16 protein-coding genes are annotated in these 13,986 nt (G+C 55.9%); 9 read left to right on the top strand and 7 right to left on the bottom strand.

Features of this window, described 5'->3' with window-relative positions; translation table 11 throughout:
* Positions 1-434: 434 nt before the first annotated feature.
* The gene (locus DFP98_RS21235; protein ID WP_116062622.1) at positions 435-965 is read right to left on the bottom strand and encodes a MogA/MoaB family molybdenum cofactor biosynthesis protein; all 531 of its coding nucleotides are present in this window, start codon (positions 963-965) and stop codon (positions 435-437) included.
* 272 nt (positions 966-1,237) lie between these two features.
* On the opposite strand from DFP98_RS21235, the gene DFP98_RS21240 reads away from it, so the two are divergent.
* Entirely contained in the window at positions 1,238-2,212 is a 975-nt protein-coding gene (locus DFP98_RS21240) for an aldo/keto reductase (RefSeq protein WP_116062623.1), read from the top strand.
* A gap of 22 nt (positions 2,213-2,234) precedes the next feature.
* On the top strand, positions 2,235-2,720 hold the full coding sequence (locus DFP98_RS21245) for a GAF domain-containing protein (RefSeq protein ID WP_116062624.1): 486 nt from the start codon (positions 2,235-2,237) through the stop codon (positions 2,718-2,720).
* A gap of 79 nt (positions 2,721-2,799) precedes the next feature.
* On the opposite strand, the gene DFP98_RS21250 is transcribed toward DFP98_RS21245, so the two are convergent.
* The 4 genes from DFP98_RS21250 to mnmL all read right to left on the bottom strand — a co-directional run bounded on the left by DFP98_RS21250 (position 2,800) and on the right by mnmL (position 6,156).
* On the bottom strand, positions 2,800-3,321 hold the full coding sequence (locus tag DFP98_RS21250; RefSeq protein WP_220377146.1) for a hypothetical protein: 522 nt from the start codon (positions 3,319-3,321) through the stop codon (positions 2,800-2,802).
* 153 nt (positions 3,322-3,474) lie between these two features.
* Positions 3,475-4,446, bottom strand: a complete 972-nt coding sequence (locus tag DFP98_RS21255) for a type I phosphomannose isomerase catalytic subunit (RefSeq protein WP_116062626.1) — start codon at positions 4,444-4,446, stop codon at positions 3,475-3,477.
* Between the two features lie 25 nt (positions 4,447-4,471).
* Entirely contained in the window at positions 4,472-5,050 is a 579-nt protein-coding gene (gene mnmM / locus DFP98_RS21260) for a tRNA 5-(aminomethyl)-2-thiouridylate-methyltransferase MnmM (protein WP_116062627.1), read from the bottom strand.
* Between the two features lie 137 nt (positions 5,051-5,187).
* The gene (mnmL, locus tag DFP98_RS21265; protein WP_425455546.1) at positions 5,188-6,156 is read right to left on the bottom strand and encodes a tRNA modification radical SAM protein MnmL/YtqA; all 969 of its coding nucleotides are present in this window, start codon (positions 6,154-6,156) and stop codon (positions 5,188-5,190) included.
* Positions 6,157-6,477: 321 nt separating this feature from the next.
* On the opposite strand from mnmL, the gene DFP98_RS21270 reads away from it, so the two are divergent.
* From DFP98_RS21270 to DFP98_RS21295, 6 genes are all read left to right on the top strand, one after another.
* Positions 6,478-6,663: a hypothetical protein gene (locus tag DFP98_RS21270; RefSeq protein ID WP_116062628.1), complete on the top strand. Its 186-nt coding sequence runs from the start codon at positions 6,478-6,480 to the stop codon at positions 6,661-6,663.
* 297 nt (positions 6,664-6,960) lie between these two features.
* On the top strand, positions 6,961-8,562 hold the full coding sequence (locus tag DFP98_RS21275) for a helix-turn-helix domain-containing protein (protein WP_181917836.1): 1,602 nt from the start codon (positions 6,961-6,963) through the stop codon (positions 8,560-8,562).
* Positions 8,563-8,620: 58 nt separating this feature from the next.
* Positions 8,621-9,619, top strand: a complete 999-nt coding sequence (locus tag DFP98_RS21280) for an ABC transporter substrate-binding protein (RefSeq protein ID WP_116062630.1) — start codon at positions 8,621-8,623, stop codon at positions 9,617-9,619.
* A gap of 168 nt (positions 9,620-9,787) precedes the next feature.
* Complete coding sequence (locus DFP98_RS21285) at positions 9,788-10,159, top strand: GntR family transcriptional regulator (RefSeq protein WP_116062631.1); 372 nt, start codon at positions 9,788-9,790, stop codon at positions 10,157-10,159.
* A complete protein-coding gene (locus DFP98_RS21290) occupies positions 10,156-11,049 on the top strand; it encodes an ABC transporter ATP-binding protein (protein ID WP_116062632.1) in 894 nt (297 codons plus the stop codon). Before DFP98_RS21285 ends, DFP98_RS21290 begins: the two co-directional genes overlap by 4 nt.
* Positions 11,046-11,726 carry a hypothetical protein gene (locus DFP98_RS21295; protein WP_116062633.1) on the top strand — a complete coding sequence of 227 codons (681 nt, stop codon included), beginning with the start codon at positions 11,046-11,048 and terminating at the stop codon, positions 11,724-11,726. The genes DFP98_RS21290 and DFP98_RS21295 overlap by 4 nt, the downstream gene beginning before the upstream one ends.
* A 233-nt stretch (positions 11,727-11,959) precedes the next feature.
* On the opposite strand, the gene DFP98_RS21300 is transcribed toward DFP98_RS21295, so the two are convergent.
* Positions 11,960-12,760 (bottom strand): YitT family protein, encoded by an 801-nt coding sequence (locus DFP98_RS21300; RefSeq protein WP_116062634.1) that lies wholly within the window; start codon positions 12,758-12,760, stop codon positions 11,960-11,962.
* A 104-nt stretch (positions 12,761-12,864) separates the two neighbouring features.
* Positions 12,865-13,224 (bottom strand): hypothetical protein, encoded by a 360-nt coding sequence (locus DFP98_RS21305; RefSeq protein WP_116062635.1) that lies wholly within the window; start codon positions 13,222-13,224, stop codon positions 12,865-12,867.
* An 87-nt stretch (positions 13,225-13,311) separates the two neighbouring features.
* Between DFP98_RS21305 and DFP98_RS21310 the strand changes: the two genes are divergently transcribed.
* Entirely contained in the window at positions 13,312-13,953 is a 642-nt protein-coding gene (locus DFP98_RS21310) for a phosphatase PAP2 family protein (RefSeq protein WP_116062636.1), read from the top strand.
* Positions 13,954-13,986: the final 33 nt, after the last annotated feature.

The following is a 13,986-nucleotide window of genomic DNA, read 5'->3' on the forward strand; positions in this document are numbered from 1 at the left end:
GTCATACTACGTTAGGCAAAGATAAATGAATATCCAATTTTGTGGAAAATCGCGTCTCCTGTTCCTGCTCTGATTTTTTTGGCTTACTGGGAAGAAAATCAAATGGAAAAATATGAAACCTAATCACAATATTGGATTAGGCCTCACCCTTCGACTATTATGTCAGGTTTGATGCATGACTAGTGACTTTCTTGGCCTCCACGTCCCGGCCTGGGCAAGATCAAGGCACTTTCTTAGCCTCCATGTCCCGGCCAGGGCCCGGTCAAGGCACTTTTTTGGCCTCCGCGCCCCAGATTGGGCCCGATCAAGGCACTTTCTTGGCCTCCGCGCCCCGGCTTCGGTTCCCCCAATTTCCCCCTACAACATTCCGTTCCCCTACCCTTGCCAAATGCAAGCTCACGGTGCGAGAAAACAAGAGTTGTCCTACGCGGCGATTACTTGTCCACCTTGTCCTTGTACAGCTCCCGCATCACATGGCCGAGCTCCGGCACGATCAGGCGCGTCATCGCGAGACGGACAGCGCCGGTCGAGCCTGGCATCGAGAAGATGGCGGTCGCTCCGATCGTGCCGGCGATGGCGCGGGACAGAATGGCGGCTGAGCCGATGTCCTCGGCGAAGCTGAGATAGCGGAAAATTTCGCCGAAGCCCGGCATTTCCTTCTGCAGCTGATCGCGGACCGCCTCGAACGTCGTGTCCCTGCCTGCAATTCCCGTCCCTCCGTTAAGCAGAACGGCTTCAACAAGAGGATTGCCCGCGGCCTCCCGCAGCAGCGCGGAGATTCCGACGTAGTCGTCCTTCACAATCGCGTAAGCAGCGATAGTATGTCCGCCTGCCACTAGCAGTTCGCGGATGAGCTGTCCGCTCTTGTCCGTCTCCGGCGTGCGCGTGTCGGATACGGTAATGATGGAGCAAGCGACGCTGGCGGGAGCTTCCCGGCGGTGCTGCTCGGTTGAATTCGATGTCATGGAGAACGTTTCCTTCCCTATCGGTTTCCTAGAAAATAACAGATATTCGACACGGAGACAAGCGAAAAGAGCAACCGGCGAGAGCTCGTCTAACGATTTTGCCAATGAGTATGAGTATGAGTATGAGTAGAGTACGAGCAAGGGGACATAACACAGTCTATAGAGGAACGGTTGCGCGCGATCGGATCAAGGGCTATTGTAGATTACAGACAGGAGCGGGGGCGAACTGGGCAAAGCTGCTGTGATGCGGAGAACGGGAGGAGTAAACGAGAATGAAATATAAAACGGTAGGAAAAACGGGCATTCAAGTATCGGAGCTGTGCTTCGGCACGATGTCGTTCGGAGGCAATGCCGACCGCGAGACGTCCAAGCAATTGTTTCATCGTTGTCTGGACAAGGGAATCAACTTCTTCGACAGCGCGAACGTCTATAGCGGCGGGGTGGCGGAAGAGATTCTCGGCGAATTGATCGCAGGCAGGCGGGACGAAGTGGTCATTACCTCTAAGGCCGGCTTCCCGTCCGGAACCGATCTCAACGCCCGGGGCTCCTCGCGCCGACATCTGTTTTTGGCCGTGGAGCAGAGCTTGAAGCGGCTTAAGACCGACCGCATCGAGTTTTATTTTATCCATCGATTCGATTCGCTGACCTCGATCGAGGAGACCGTTCGTGCGTTGGACGACCTGCGCCGGCAAGGCAAAATTTTGTACTCGGCCGTCAGCAACTGGGCGGCCTGGCAGATCGCCAAAGCGCTTGGCGTTTCCGCCAAGGAGTGCCTGGCCGGCTTCGAGTTAATCCAGCCGATGTATAATCTCGTCAAGCGCCAGGCCGAGGTCGAGATTTTGCCGTTAGCGGAATCCGAGAAACTAGGCGTCATCAGCTACAGCCCCCTCGGGGGAGGGCTGCTGACCGGCAAATACGGCATCGGCAAACGGCCGGAAACCGGCAGACTGGTGGAGCAGAACAACTATACGAAGCGTTACGAAAATGAAACCTACTATGCGATCGCCGACAGGTTCTCCGCTTATGCGAGCGAGCGGGGCATCCATCCGGCTACGCTTGCGGTAGCATGGGTGCTGAGTCATCCGGCGATTACGGCTCCGATTATCGGAGCGCGAAGCGTGGAGCAACTGGAGCCGTCGCTGGCGGCGGTAGATTTGGAATTCACCGAGGAATGGCGCAAGGAGATTACGGCGCTGTCGATCGATCCTCCGCTGGCGACGGATCGCAGCGAAGAGGCCGCGAACTGATTGCGCGAAAGGAGAAAGCAGCATGTTCGCCAAAGAAATCTACACCGGAACGAAGGAAGAAAACTACGGGACGTTGACGTACCAATTGGAGCACCTCGTGAAGGACGAGCCGAATCGCATCGCTAATCTGGCCAACGCCTCGGCTCTGCTGAACCAATTTCTCCAAGAAATCAATTGGGTCGGTTTTTACTTGCTTGAGGGAGAGAGGGAGCTTGTACTGGGGCCGTTCCAGGGACTGCCCGCGTGTATTCGCATCCCTCTCGGCAAAGGCGTGTGCGGGGCAGCGGCGCAGAAGGGAGAAACGATCGTCGTCGACGACGTGCACCAGTATCCCGGCCACATCGCCTGCGATGCCGCTTCGAATTCGGAGATTGTTCTTCCTCTAAGGGATCGGAACGGACGCCTGATCGGGGTACTCGATATCGACAGCCCCCGCTTCTCCCGTTTCGACGAGGACGACGTCCGCGGCTTGAACCGATTCGTAGAAGCGCTTAGTTCCTATCTGTAACGGACAGGGAACCCCGTCTGCAAGCCCAAAAGAGGCTTCCCGCACGGCATCGGATGATGCGCGCGAGAAGCCTCTTCGATTATTGCGGAGCTTGCTGCCCTTGATCTTGCTCTTTCGACGTTCCTTCCGCTTCCGAATCGAGCGGTTCCTCGGCGATCGGATCGGGGACGGCGGCGGTTGCCAATGGCCCCTTCGCCTCGGCTGGCTCCCTGACGAAGCGATCCACTATGACCGGCACGACCAGCGTTAAGACGTAAGCGAATGTCATCCACACCGCATAGGCGTGATGCTGTCCTTCGGTGAAGGAGGAGAATACCGAGTCCCGGTGCCAAACGACGAAAGCGTTCAGCAGCAATCCGATGACCGCAGCCGCATACCCGAATCGGGCCGCGGAGCCGCGCTCCTTGACAAGTCTTAGTCTGACGATCAAGGCTAGGCCGATCAGCAGCAGGAACGACAGCATTTCGAGCAGGAACAGCGAAGTTCCGAAATAAGCTTCTCCGACTTCAAGCAGGACCCAGTCCCCGAACAACAGAAAGAAAAGGGTCGGTACGGCCCACACCGCCAGGCCTAGTCCAGCAATAATCAGTCCCTGCCGCATCGTGATCTGTCCTTTCGCTACTTGTGTGTTCTGTCGTTCTGCCATGTATTCGACAGGGTCAAGCAAAATCCTTCCCGAAACGCCGAGCCTATGCCTAAAATGATCGACAGGCTTCCGGGAATGCCTTATGAACTAAATTCTAGATCAATCGGTTTAAGGCACCAAGCTGCGCAGCACGGTCATCGACCCGTCCAGCGTGTAGCCGCCCAGGTTGGCCGGCAGCAGGAAGCAGTCCCCGGATTTGGCGTCGACCAGGCCGTTCTCCCAGCCGATCGTACCGCTGCCTTCGCAGACGATGACGATGACGAAGCTGTCCGCCGTCGTCGACAGCGACCAAGGCCCGCGCACAATGCCCTTATCCGTCTTGAAATACGGCGATTTGGCCAGCGTCAGCCATTCGCCCGGCACGGCGGACGACGTATCCATACGCTCGGCTCCCGCGCCTTCATAAGCCGTCACGTTCAGCGAATCCTCGATATGCAGCTCGCGCGGCTTGCCGTCCAGACCCGGACGATCGTAATCGTACAGCCGGTACGTCGTATCGGAGTTCTGCTGAATTTCCGCCACGACCACGCCCGCGCACAGCGCATGCACCGTTCCGGCCGGAATGTAGAACGTGTCGCCCGCCTTGACGGATACCTCTTGCAAGCAGTCCATAATCCGGTTTTCCTCGATCGCTTGGGCCATCGCATCGCGATCGACGCCCGGCTTCAGGCCGTAAATGATTTTCGCATCCGGCTTGGCGTCCAGCACGTACCACATTTCCGTCTTGCCGAGTTCGCCTTGCGGAAGCTTCTCGTACGTATCGTTCGGATGAACCTGGATCGACAGGTCGTCATTGCAGTCGAGCAGCTTGATCAGCAGCGGAAAACGTCCGTTGCCGGAAGCGCCGCCCTTCGTCCCGAACCAGGCTTCGCCGACCGCTTCGCGGATCTCATCCAGACCTTTGCCCGCGAATGCTCCGTTCGTGACATGCGATACGCCGTTCGGGTGGTCGGCGATCATCCAGCCTTCGCCGATCGCGCCTGCGGGCACGTCGAAGCCGAACTTCTCCAGCGCGCGGCCTCCCCACACTCTTTCTTTAAATTCCGGTTTAAAATGCAGCGGATAAGGTTGTACGCTCATTTCGTTATAGCCTCCTAATAGTCGATTATCGTTTGGTTAATGCAATGAGATAAGGCGAAGCCGGCTTCTGCGGAAAACGATAGACAACGGTCTGAGCGGTCGTCTGCGGAAGCTCCGCCGCCCAAGCTTCAACGGCGTCCGCTTCGTCCTTGCCGCCTTCGTGGCCGGGGTAGACGACAACGGTAAGCGCTCCGCCGGGGCGCAGCAGACGGACCGCCGCTTCCAGCGCGGCCAGCGTCGTACCGGGCAGCGTGATTAGCGGGGAAGAGGCGCCGGGCAAGTAGCCGAGGTTGAACATCACCGCGGCTATGCGGCCGTGCAGCTCGGCGGGCAGCGCCGCCTCCATCGTCTCGTGGCCGGCCAGCACCAGCTCCGCCGGAGCAAGTGCTTTGCCGTCCGGCTCGCCCGCCAAGCGGCGGCGCGTGTTTTCCAGCGCCTCCGCCTGCACGTCGAAGGCGAATACCCGACCTCGCGGGCCGACGGATTGCGCCAGAAACAATGTATCCGAGCCGTTGCCGGCCGTCGCGTCCACGACGCAGTCGCCCGGCCCCGCGCGCTCCTTCACCCAGCGCTGCGCCTGACTAAGCACGGAGAGAAAACCCATGCGTTTCTAGCTCCTCCCAATCTTTGACTTGTCAGCTGTCACCTGAACGGCGAGAGCCAAAAGGGGCTGCCCGTAAGGGACTTTTCCCCTCTCAGTCCATGTCCTGTCCTATCCGTTGAACGGCGGGGCCGAAGAGGTTACGTACGGGACGTCCCCTCCCAGGCTTTGCCCTGCCAGCTGTCGCGGCGAGTCAACTCGTCGTCGATGGCGTTCAGTACTTCCCATTTGCGCAGGCTCCACATCGGCCCAATCAGCAGATCGCGCGGGGCGTCTCCCGTCAAGCGGTGGACGATCATCTCCGGCGGAAGCAGCTCCAGCGAGTCGACGACGAGCGATACGTATTCGTCCATCTCGAGGAAACGCAGCAGCCCGTCTTTCCACTGGCGCACCATCGGCGTTTTGCGCATGAGGTGGAGCAGGTGGATTTTAATGCCCTGCACGTCCATGCCGGCGACGGTTCGCACCGTATCCAGCATCATCTCCCGTGTCTCTCCCGGCAGGCCGTGAATAATGTGGGCGCACACGCGGATACCTCGTTCCCTCAGCCGCCGAACCGCATCGACGAAGCATTCCGTGTCGTGAGCACGGTTGATGAGCTGCGAGGTCGATTCATGGATCGTCTGAAGACCCATCTCAACCCATAAATAAGTGCGCTCGTTCAGCTCGGCCAAATAATCGACGACATCGTCCGGCAAGCAGTCCGGGCGGGTGGCGATGGACAATCCGACGACGCCGGGCTGCTCCAGAATGACCTCGTAGTATTCCCGCAGCGTCTCCACCGGAGCGTAGGTGTTCGTGTATGCCTGGAAGTAGCCGATATATTTCGCCTCCGGCCACTTCAAATGCTGACGGTCGCGTATTTGATTGAACTGGGATACGAGATCGTCGCGCCGGCTGCCGGCGAAATCTCCGGAGCCTCTCGTGCTGCAGAACGTGCAGCCGCCCGCGGCAATAGTGCCGTCCCGGTTCGGGCAAGTAAACCCGGCGTCGAGCATCACCTTGAAAATTTTCGTTCCGAACGTCTCGCGCATTTCGTAATTCCATGTATGAAATCTTTTGCCCGTCCAGAGCAGTGGAGCTCGTTGTTCCGTTTCGGTCATGTCCATCGTTGCATCCGTCCTTTGCAGAAGTCGGTATTAATTGTAGCGAATCTCGGGCCAAATTGCGAGAGCGGCTGTTATTGAAGGCAATCATTCATTCCGAATTCCGATTGATCGACCGCAGTTCGATTCCAAACAAACATTGAAATTCAGGCGGAAAACGGCAGCTTTAAACTTGAAATACCTAACATGGTGTGTTATATTGAGAGTGCGACAAATCAATGAAAAAACCTGACATCGCACCATTTTCTGCAGCCTAACTCATCATGTTCTCATATTCGGGCAAGCTGATAGCGAAGATCAAACTCGATTGGAGAGGTGAAGGCAATGAATACAGGCATACGGATTCCTCAAGGGGACGACACGGTAAAAGTGGAATTGACGGTAAAGGAAGTTTTGGCGCTGACAGGAGTAAAGTTCCCCAATAATCATAGCATTGAGATTTCCGCCAAGAAGAAGCTGAATCACGTAATCGAGGGCCACTATCTCGATGAGAGCAAGCAGGCGCATTAATTGAAGCGGAATACGCAATCAAAGGGTTGATTCCTATAATGTGGGAATCAGCTCTTTTTTTTTATTGTCGCTCTGCCGTTTGAAGCCGTGTGGATAAGCTAGCGTTGTGCGAATAAGGGGATTTGTATAAAATAAAGTTTATTAATAATGAAAATCATTATCAATAACAAAAAGAGGTGATCCGACATGGCTCTACGCAATCGTTCGAAGAAACCGAATGAGTCTAGCCTATCGGCGTCTATACCTTCAACGACGGAAATAAACCGTTTCTCATTTTTACAAGAGGGAGAGCTAGGCGTGGAGCGGGCAGAAAAATACGAGGGGGCGGACGAGCCGTGGAGCTACCGCAGTCTTCGCCTGCCGCTCTGTCTGCTGCTCGTAGCGGCCAGAGGCAATCTGGAAATCCGCTCGAGCGACAACGCCGAGCTGCTGGCATGCGGCTCGGCCGCGTTCGTCGAGCAGGGGCGGTCCGTCGCTATCTCGGTGCAGCCTGCCGCCGATTACGAGGTATATCTATTCCACCTGACAACCGAATCCGTTCCCCAAACGCAAGCCTCCGGCCGCATGGGAGCTGAGGGTTTCGGCTGCCTATGCTGGTCATCTCGCGAGCATGAGGAGATCGTGTCGCTGTGCGAGAGAGTGTGCGAGCGTTTCCGGGATGAGACGCGGCTCGGACGGCTCGGCAGTCGGGCCGCACTGCAGGAGCTGGTCTATAAGGTGCTCAGAAGCGAGGGCAAACCGAGGGAAGAGGACACGACGATCAGCGCCGTCGCCGCTACCAAGCGCTACATCGACGAGCATTACGCACAGCGGCTGACGATCGATCGGCTGTGCCGCATAGCGAGGCTGAACGCCAAATATTATATGGAGCTGTTCAAGAAGCTTTACGGCGTAAGCCCCATCGCTTACTTGAACGAGAGGCGCATGGCCGCGGCCCGGGTGCTGCTGCTCGTTCCCGGAGCCAGCGTGCGGGAAGTGTCGCGCCGCGTCGGCTTCGGCGACGAATACTATTTCAGCCGAAGGTTTAAGCAGCATGCGGGCATGGCGCCTTCGGTCTTCAGCCGTGCGAGAAAGCTGCGGGTCGCCTCCTACAACTACCCCGTCACAGGGCAACTGCTGGCGCTAGGCATCGAGCTGTGCGCGGCCGCTTTCAGCCCGGAGTGGAGGCGACTCGCTGAGCGATACGAGGCGATAGCGCTGCGCCTTAGCGACGATTCGCATCATCGGGAGCAGCTCTGGGAAACGAATCGCGGACTGCTGCAAAATGCGGAGCCGGATCTCATTATCGGAACGGATTACATCCATTCGTGGGAGTCGGACCGTCTGCGGCAGATTGCCGACACGCATATTCTCGATTGGTGCGAGACGGACTGGCGCCGACAGCTTCAGGATATCGCATCGCTGGTCGGCTGCCGGACAGTGGCTGGGCGGTGGCTGTCCGAATACGGACGCAAAGCCGCAGTCGTTCGGGAACGCGTCAGGCGCTCCGTCCGCGACGATACGGTTCTGGCGCTGCTGGTGATGGAAACGGACTATCTCGTTTACGGCAGCCGGAATTTGGCCGATGTGCTGTATGGCGATCTCGGTCTGCGTTCGCCGCTGCCGTTCAAGGGCGTCGCCTCCATCTTGCCCGAGCGGTTAGCCGAATTCGATGCCGATCGGATTATCGTCACGGTCGGAGACTACGAAGCGGCCGAGAGCATGTGGGAGCGGTTGCAGAGCGCCGAGTGCTGGCAGCGGCTGAAGGCCGTCCGCACGGGACGTGTCTACCGGGTCCCCCTTGCTCCTTGGTTCGAATATTCCGCGACAGCCCACAGCTGCATACTCAACGAAATTTCCTGTCTTCTTGCTGATGAATGTCCATCTCAATTACCGATTATTATCCATGGCAACCCGTAAATGGATCGACCTATAATTTGGGTGAGAACGATTATCACTCGAAAAGAGGGAACCGCTTTTGAAAAGCTGGGGAAGACAATCTATTTTACTATCCATTTTTCTGTCGTTTGTTATGATGACAGCTGCGTGCGCGCCCGATAAAAATAATGCGCCGCAAGCCTCATCCGTTACCCATGAAGCGCCGATCTCCGCGGCTTCTCTGGATGCGGACACGCCGGCGGTTCAGCCGAAGGAAGAGGTTCGGGAGGTGACGGACGAGAGCGGCAACCGCCTTGCCGTTCCGGTAGAGCCGAAGCGAATTATCGCCGCCGGGATGGAGGACTACTTGGCCGCGCTGGAAGTTAGGCCGGTCGTCCGTTACCAGTACGCTTATCTGGACGAATATTTTCCCGATGTGCCGAAAATTCACTTCGACCCCGGCCTGACCCCGGAAGTCGCGTTGAGCTACGACCCCGATCTGATCGTATTTGGCTACCCGCCGGACGACTCGACGTACGACTCTTTCTCGAAGGTTGCGCCGACTTATGTCTATACGAGCGTATGGACGCCCGAGGCCGACTGGCGCCAGATGCTTGTCCGCTTCGGCGAGCTGCTCGGCCGCAAGGAGACGGCGGAGCTTAAGCTGAAGGAATACGAGGCCAAGCTAGAGGAAACGAAAGAGGCGTTAAAGAACGAGCTGGGCGAGGAGCCGGTAGGAGTCATGCTTTATATCGGCAAATCGATCTGGGTGATGGGCAAGGACAAGAAGGATTTGTTGGCCGACTTGGGCTTCAAACTGTCGGAGCTGGAGACGAAGTACGGCTCGGATCAAATTTCGTTGGAAATGATGCCGGAGCTGGCCGATGCAGACTTTATTATTTTGGAGACGGACGAAGCCGACACCGCAGACGATCAGAAGAAGGCGGTAGATGGGCTGCAGAGCAGCAAGCTCTGGGCCGATCTCCCTGCGGTCAAACAAGGGCGGGTGCTTGTAAGCTCGACTGAAATCTGGCGCGGCAACGGATATATCAGCAACAGCGTCGCGTTGGAGCAAGTGATGAAGTTTTTCCAAAAATAACGCCGCATCGCTGCGGAAATTTACAGAGCAAGGACTGTAACGGCTGCCTGAGGGCAGGGCGCTACAGTCCTTGCCGCATTTTCGGGGAGAATGCCCATTGACAGTCCGCTTACTCACATGTATAGTTACTTACACAAGTAACTAACCGAATAACGTGGTGGTGAAAATATGTCATTTCCGATGGACGACAGCCGCCCTATCTTCGTTCAGATTGCCGAGCGGGTGGAGAACGATATTCTGGAAGGGATTTTGCCGGAAGAGTCCCAAGTGCCCTCGATCAACCAGTTCGCGGCGTTCTACCAGATCAATCCGGCGACGGCTTTGAAAGGGATTAACCTGCTCGTAGATCAAGGCATTTTGTATAAAAAGCGAGGGATCGGGATGTTCGTGGCGACAGGAGTAAGAGAGATAATCGTTAGCAAACGCAAAGAGCAGTTTTATGAGCAATACGTCGTATCGATGGTGAAAGAAGCGCATAAACTCGGCATCACGGCTGAGCAACTGACAGATATGATCAAGAGAGGGGCGAAGGAGCAATGACGACGATTGTCGAGGTAAAGGGATTGTCGAAGCATTACGGCAAAGTCAAAGCGGTGGATAATGTCAGCTTCAAGCTGGAGGAAGGCAAAATTTACGGTCTGCTCGGCAGAAACGGTGCGGGCAAGACGACGATTATGCATATGCTGACGGCGCAACTGTTCCGTACCTCCGGCGAGATGAAGGTGTTCGGCGAGGAGCCCTACGAGAACGAAAAGGTGCTGAAGCAAATTTGTTTTATTAAGGAAAGCCAGAAGTATCCCGAGACGTTCCGGGTGAAAGACGTGTTGAACGTAAGTCCGTTGTTTTTTCCGAATTGGGATAAGGAGCTTGCGCAGTCGCTTGTCGAGGACTTTCGGCTGCCTCTGAAGCGCAGAATGAAGAAGCTGTCGCGAGGAATGCTTTCCGCCGTCGGCATCGTCGTCGGTCTGGCGAGCAGAGCGCCGTTGACGATTTTCGACGAGCCTTATCTCGGTCTGGATGCGGTCGCGAGAAATTTGTTCTACGACAGATTGCTGGCGGATTACGGGGAACACCCGCGCACGATCATATTGTCCACGCATTTGATCGACGAGGTCAGTCAACTGCTGGAGCACGTTCTGGTCATCGACGCCGGCAAGCTGTTGCTTGACGAGGAAGCGGAGACGCTTAGAGGCAGCGCATCCAACGTCGTCGGGAGCGCGGCCAAGGTAGATGCGTTCCTGGCGGGCAAAAAGGTAATTCATCGCTCCCCGTTCGGGGGCTTGATGTCGGCGACGGTGCTGGGGCAGCTTAGCAAACAAGAGCGGCTGCTGGCAGCGGAGCAGGGGCTTGAGATCGGGCCGGTATCGCTGCAGCAGATGATTGTGCATATGACCGGCAGCAACGGCAATAACGAGGAGGCGGCGCAATGAACAGAGTGGCGGGAATTGTCAAAACACACTTGACGGATAAATTCTCCTGGCTCATACTCCCTTGGATTATTCTGGGATCGAGCTTTACCATAAATCTCATCATCGGAAGCTTGATCGGCGACGAGATCAAGACGGGAGGGCTGGCTTCCATCTTCGTCTACATGCTCGTTATCGGCATTGTCAGCGTCGGGCAGACGTTCCCGTTCCTGATCAGCTTCGGAGCCCGTAGAAAGGATTATTTCTTCGGGACAACGGCCACGGCCGCGCTAGTCTCCGTCGGCTCGGCGATTCTTCTCCTGTTGATCGGCTTTGTGGAGCGAGCGACGGATCATTGGGGCATCGGCTTGCATTTCTTTGACATTTCGTATTTTGCCGACGGTTCGCCGCTTGCGCAGCTCTGGATTTTCTTCAGCGTGATGATGAATTTGTTTTTCTGCGGCTTTACCGTCGCCGCTATTTATCGCAAGGTGGGGCGCAACGGATTGTTCGGCGTGTTCATCGTACTGACGCTTGCGCTTACCTGCGCTTTCTATCTGATCACTTACTTCGATAACTGGAAGCCGATTCTGGACTGGTTTATGGGCACTTCGGTACTTGAGCTGGTAAACTGGCTGCTCGTTTCCACATTGATTTACATCGCCCTGTCCTACGGATTGCTCCGCAAAGCGTCGACATAAATGGCAAGAGGCTGTCCCATAAGCAGAGTTGCTCAAGATGATCGATAAATTAAGGAAGGTGTATATACCTCCCGGAGACTGCCTCATACGTTCCTGAAATTTCCCTATCACGGGTTTCCCAATTCGAGATTTCAGGAGCGTATAGCATCGGAGGGAGGTATATACACCTTTTATCTTTATTGTCGATTATCTTTCCGAGCGACTTGACCTGCTTATGGGACAGCCTCTTCGTCTTATCGATGAGCCGCGTGGAAAGCCAGAGAACAATCCGGATCAAGCGAACGAATACGGCGAATGACGGCTGCTTGTTCCATACGGCTTACCGTGCACAGCATCACTTTTTCTCCGCCCGATTCCCCGTTGTCCAGCACGATAACCTCTTTCCCGTAATCGCTCTGCAGCGTCTCGCGAATCTCATCCACGCATTCGCTCGTAATCCATACCATTCGCGTCAACGAGAATCCGCTTAGCGCAAAATCGGAGCAGCGGTAGGCGAGCAGGAAGGCGATAATCGAATACATCGCTTCATCCCAACCGAACACAAAGCCGCCGGCGAACAGAACCGCTCCGTTAAACAACCAGTATCTACGGCTGATTCTTCTCGGGGTTTTCGCCTCCGAGGTCATCGCCCAGCCGTCCGCGGCGTCGAGGAAACCGCCGTAACGAAGCACGATGCCGATACCGAGGCCCAAGGCGATGCCGCCCGCCGCAGACGAAGCCAGCGTATGATCCATTGCGGCCGGAGCCGGGTGCAGGAAGAAGGCGCTAAGCGACAGAACGGCAAGTCCCGCAAACGTCAGCAGACGAGTCTGGGCATCCAGCTTGCGATACCGGAACAAGATAAGCGGCAGATTAAGCAGAAACAGGAACAAGCCGAGACGCATTTCCGACAGATAAGAGAAGATGGCGGACGCCCCGGTCACCCCTCCGATCATCATATTGTGCGGGACAAGAAACAGCTCCAAGCCGACCGCGGATAAAATTGCTCCAAGCGTTACCCATGCAAGCCGGACGGAGATGCGCATGTGGGTCATGTCGATACTCCCCTTTTCATCCGATATAAAATTTTCAATGCTGCTTATACTGCGGCGGCAAGTCAAATAAACTTCCGCGCGTACGCTGAAGCCTGAGAAAAATTTTATATCCGGACGTAGGTTGAGGTAAACTTTAGAGGCATTAGAAGGAGTTTGCGCAAGCCGGGCCAATGTAGAGAGCGCGAAGCGCTTGTGGCCGTCGGAAGCAAATGCGGCGAAACTACGTAAAGGTGAAGGTGGAAAACGACCAGCAACAGAGCGGTAAAGAACACTTTGCCGTTCAAGGGAACGGATGTGCGTTTGGTCGCTTTGACGCTGTTAGGCACATCGTGAGCGAGGGAGGAACTTTTGGAGGTTAGAAAGTTGTCGCCAATCGCGACGGTCGGCATACAAAGCAGAACGAAAGCGGCAAGTAGGATCAGAACGAACGATTTGTGGCGAAAAGGCTGTATCGTTGCGGTCATTTCCGTTCCTCCTTTCGTTTCCTGTTCTACCTATGATACCATACAAAATGCAGCATCCTCAATTCAGCCGGAGCAAGGAGCATACATATGAAAGTGAAACACGATCGCAGAGCGCACGTTTGGGCTTTATTGGCTGCGCTTTTATTTATAGTCGTCAGTTGGCTCGTTATTGAAGATAAGCTGTCGTCCTTCGATTCCGGGGTGATCGGCGTTGTCCAAGGGTGGGAATCGCCGTCGGTCACGCGAATCGCCGAGACGCTCAGCGCGATCGGTTCGACGATAGGCGTCATCGTAATCGTAGCGGTGGTAGGCATTTTATTGGCTGCGATGCTTGGACATCGCAAAGAGCTGGTGCTGTTCGGTTTTTCCGTGGGAGGAGCCGCTCTGCTGAACACGGTGCTCAAATCGACTTTCCAGAGGGAGCGTCCTACGCTGCACCGCCTGGCGGAGGAGACGGGGTACAGCTTTCCGAGCGGTCATTCGATGGCGGCATTCGCGCTTTACGGAGTTTTGGCGTTTTTGCTGTGGAGACATGTTAAGAGCAGGAAGGGGAGGCTGATCCTGATCGTGTCGGCCGTACTGCTCGTAATTTCTATAGGCTTGAGCCGAATTTACCTTGGGGTTCACTATCCGAGCGATGTGCTGGCAGGCTACTTGGCAAGCATGGTCTGGCTTGGACTCGGAATCGAGCTGTTTCGCGGCTGGTTGGGAAGCTCCTCGAAGAGTTGAATAAACTTGATGCCACGAAGAAAAGCGGAAGTC

This window comes from Cohnella phaseoli, from assembly GCF_003386235.1.
In the GTDB taxonomy this organism is placed as follows: domain Bacteria; phylum Bacillota; class Bacilli; order Paenibacillales; family Paenibacillaceae; genus Cohnella; species Cohnella phaseoli.

Coding starts and splice junctions, on each gene's coding strand:
- DFP98_RS21235 (WP_116062622.1), bottom strand. CDS start 965: ATGACATCGAATTCAACCGAGCAGCACCGCCGGGAAGCTCCCGCCAGC.
- DFP98_RS21240 (WP_116062623.1), top strand. CDS start 1,238: ATGAAATATAAAACGGTAGGAAAAACGGGCATTCAAGTATCGGAGCTG.
- DFP98_RS21245 (WP_116062624.1), top strand. CDS start 2,235: ATGTTCGCCAAAGAAATCTACACCGGAACGAAGGAAGAAAACTACGGG.
- DFP98_RS21250 (WP_220377146.1), bottom strand. CDS start 3,321: ATGCGGCAGGGACTGATTATTGCTGGACTAGGCCTGGCGGTGTGGGCC.
- DFP98_RS21255 (WP_116062626.1), bottom strand. CDS start 4,446: ATGAGCGTACAACCTTATCCGCTGCATTTTAAACCGGAATTTAAAGAA.
- mnmM (WP_116062627.1), bottom strand. CDS start 5,050: ATGGGTTTTCTCTCCGTGCTTAGTCAGGCGCAGCGCTGGGTGAAGGAG.
- mnmL (WP_425455546.1), bottom strand. CDS start 6,156: ATGGACATGACCGAAACGGAACAACGAGCTCCACTGCTCTGGACGGGC.
- DFP98_RS21270 (WP_116062628.1), top strand. CDS start 6,478: ATGAATACAGGCATACGGATTCCTCAAGGGGACGACACGGTAAAAGTG.
- DFP98_RS21285 (WP_116062631.1), top strand. CDS start 9,788: ATGTCATTTCCGATGGACGACAGCCGCCCTATCTTCGTTCAGATTGCC.
- DFP98_RS21290 (WP_116062632.1), top strand. CDS start 10,156: ATGACGACGATTGTCGAGGTAAAGGGATTGTCGAAGCATTACGGCAAA.
- DFP98_RS21295 (WP_116062633.1), top strand. CDS start 11,046: ATGAACAGAGTGGCGGGAATTGTCAAAACACACTTGACGGATAAATTC.
- DFP98_RS21300 (WP_116062634.1), bottom strand. CDS start 12,760: ATGACCCACATGCGCATCTCCGTCCGGCTTGCATGGGTAACGCTTGGA.
- DFP98_RS21305 (WP_116062635.1), bottom strand. CDS start 13,224: ATGACCGCAACGATACAGCCTTTTCGCCACAAATCGTTCGTTCTGATC.
- DFP98_RS21310 (WP_116062636.1), top strand. CDS start 13,312: ATGAAAGTGAAACACGATCGCAGAGCGCACGTTTGGGCTTTATTGGCT.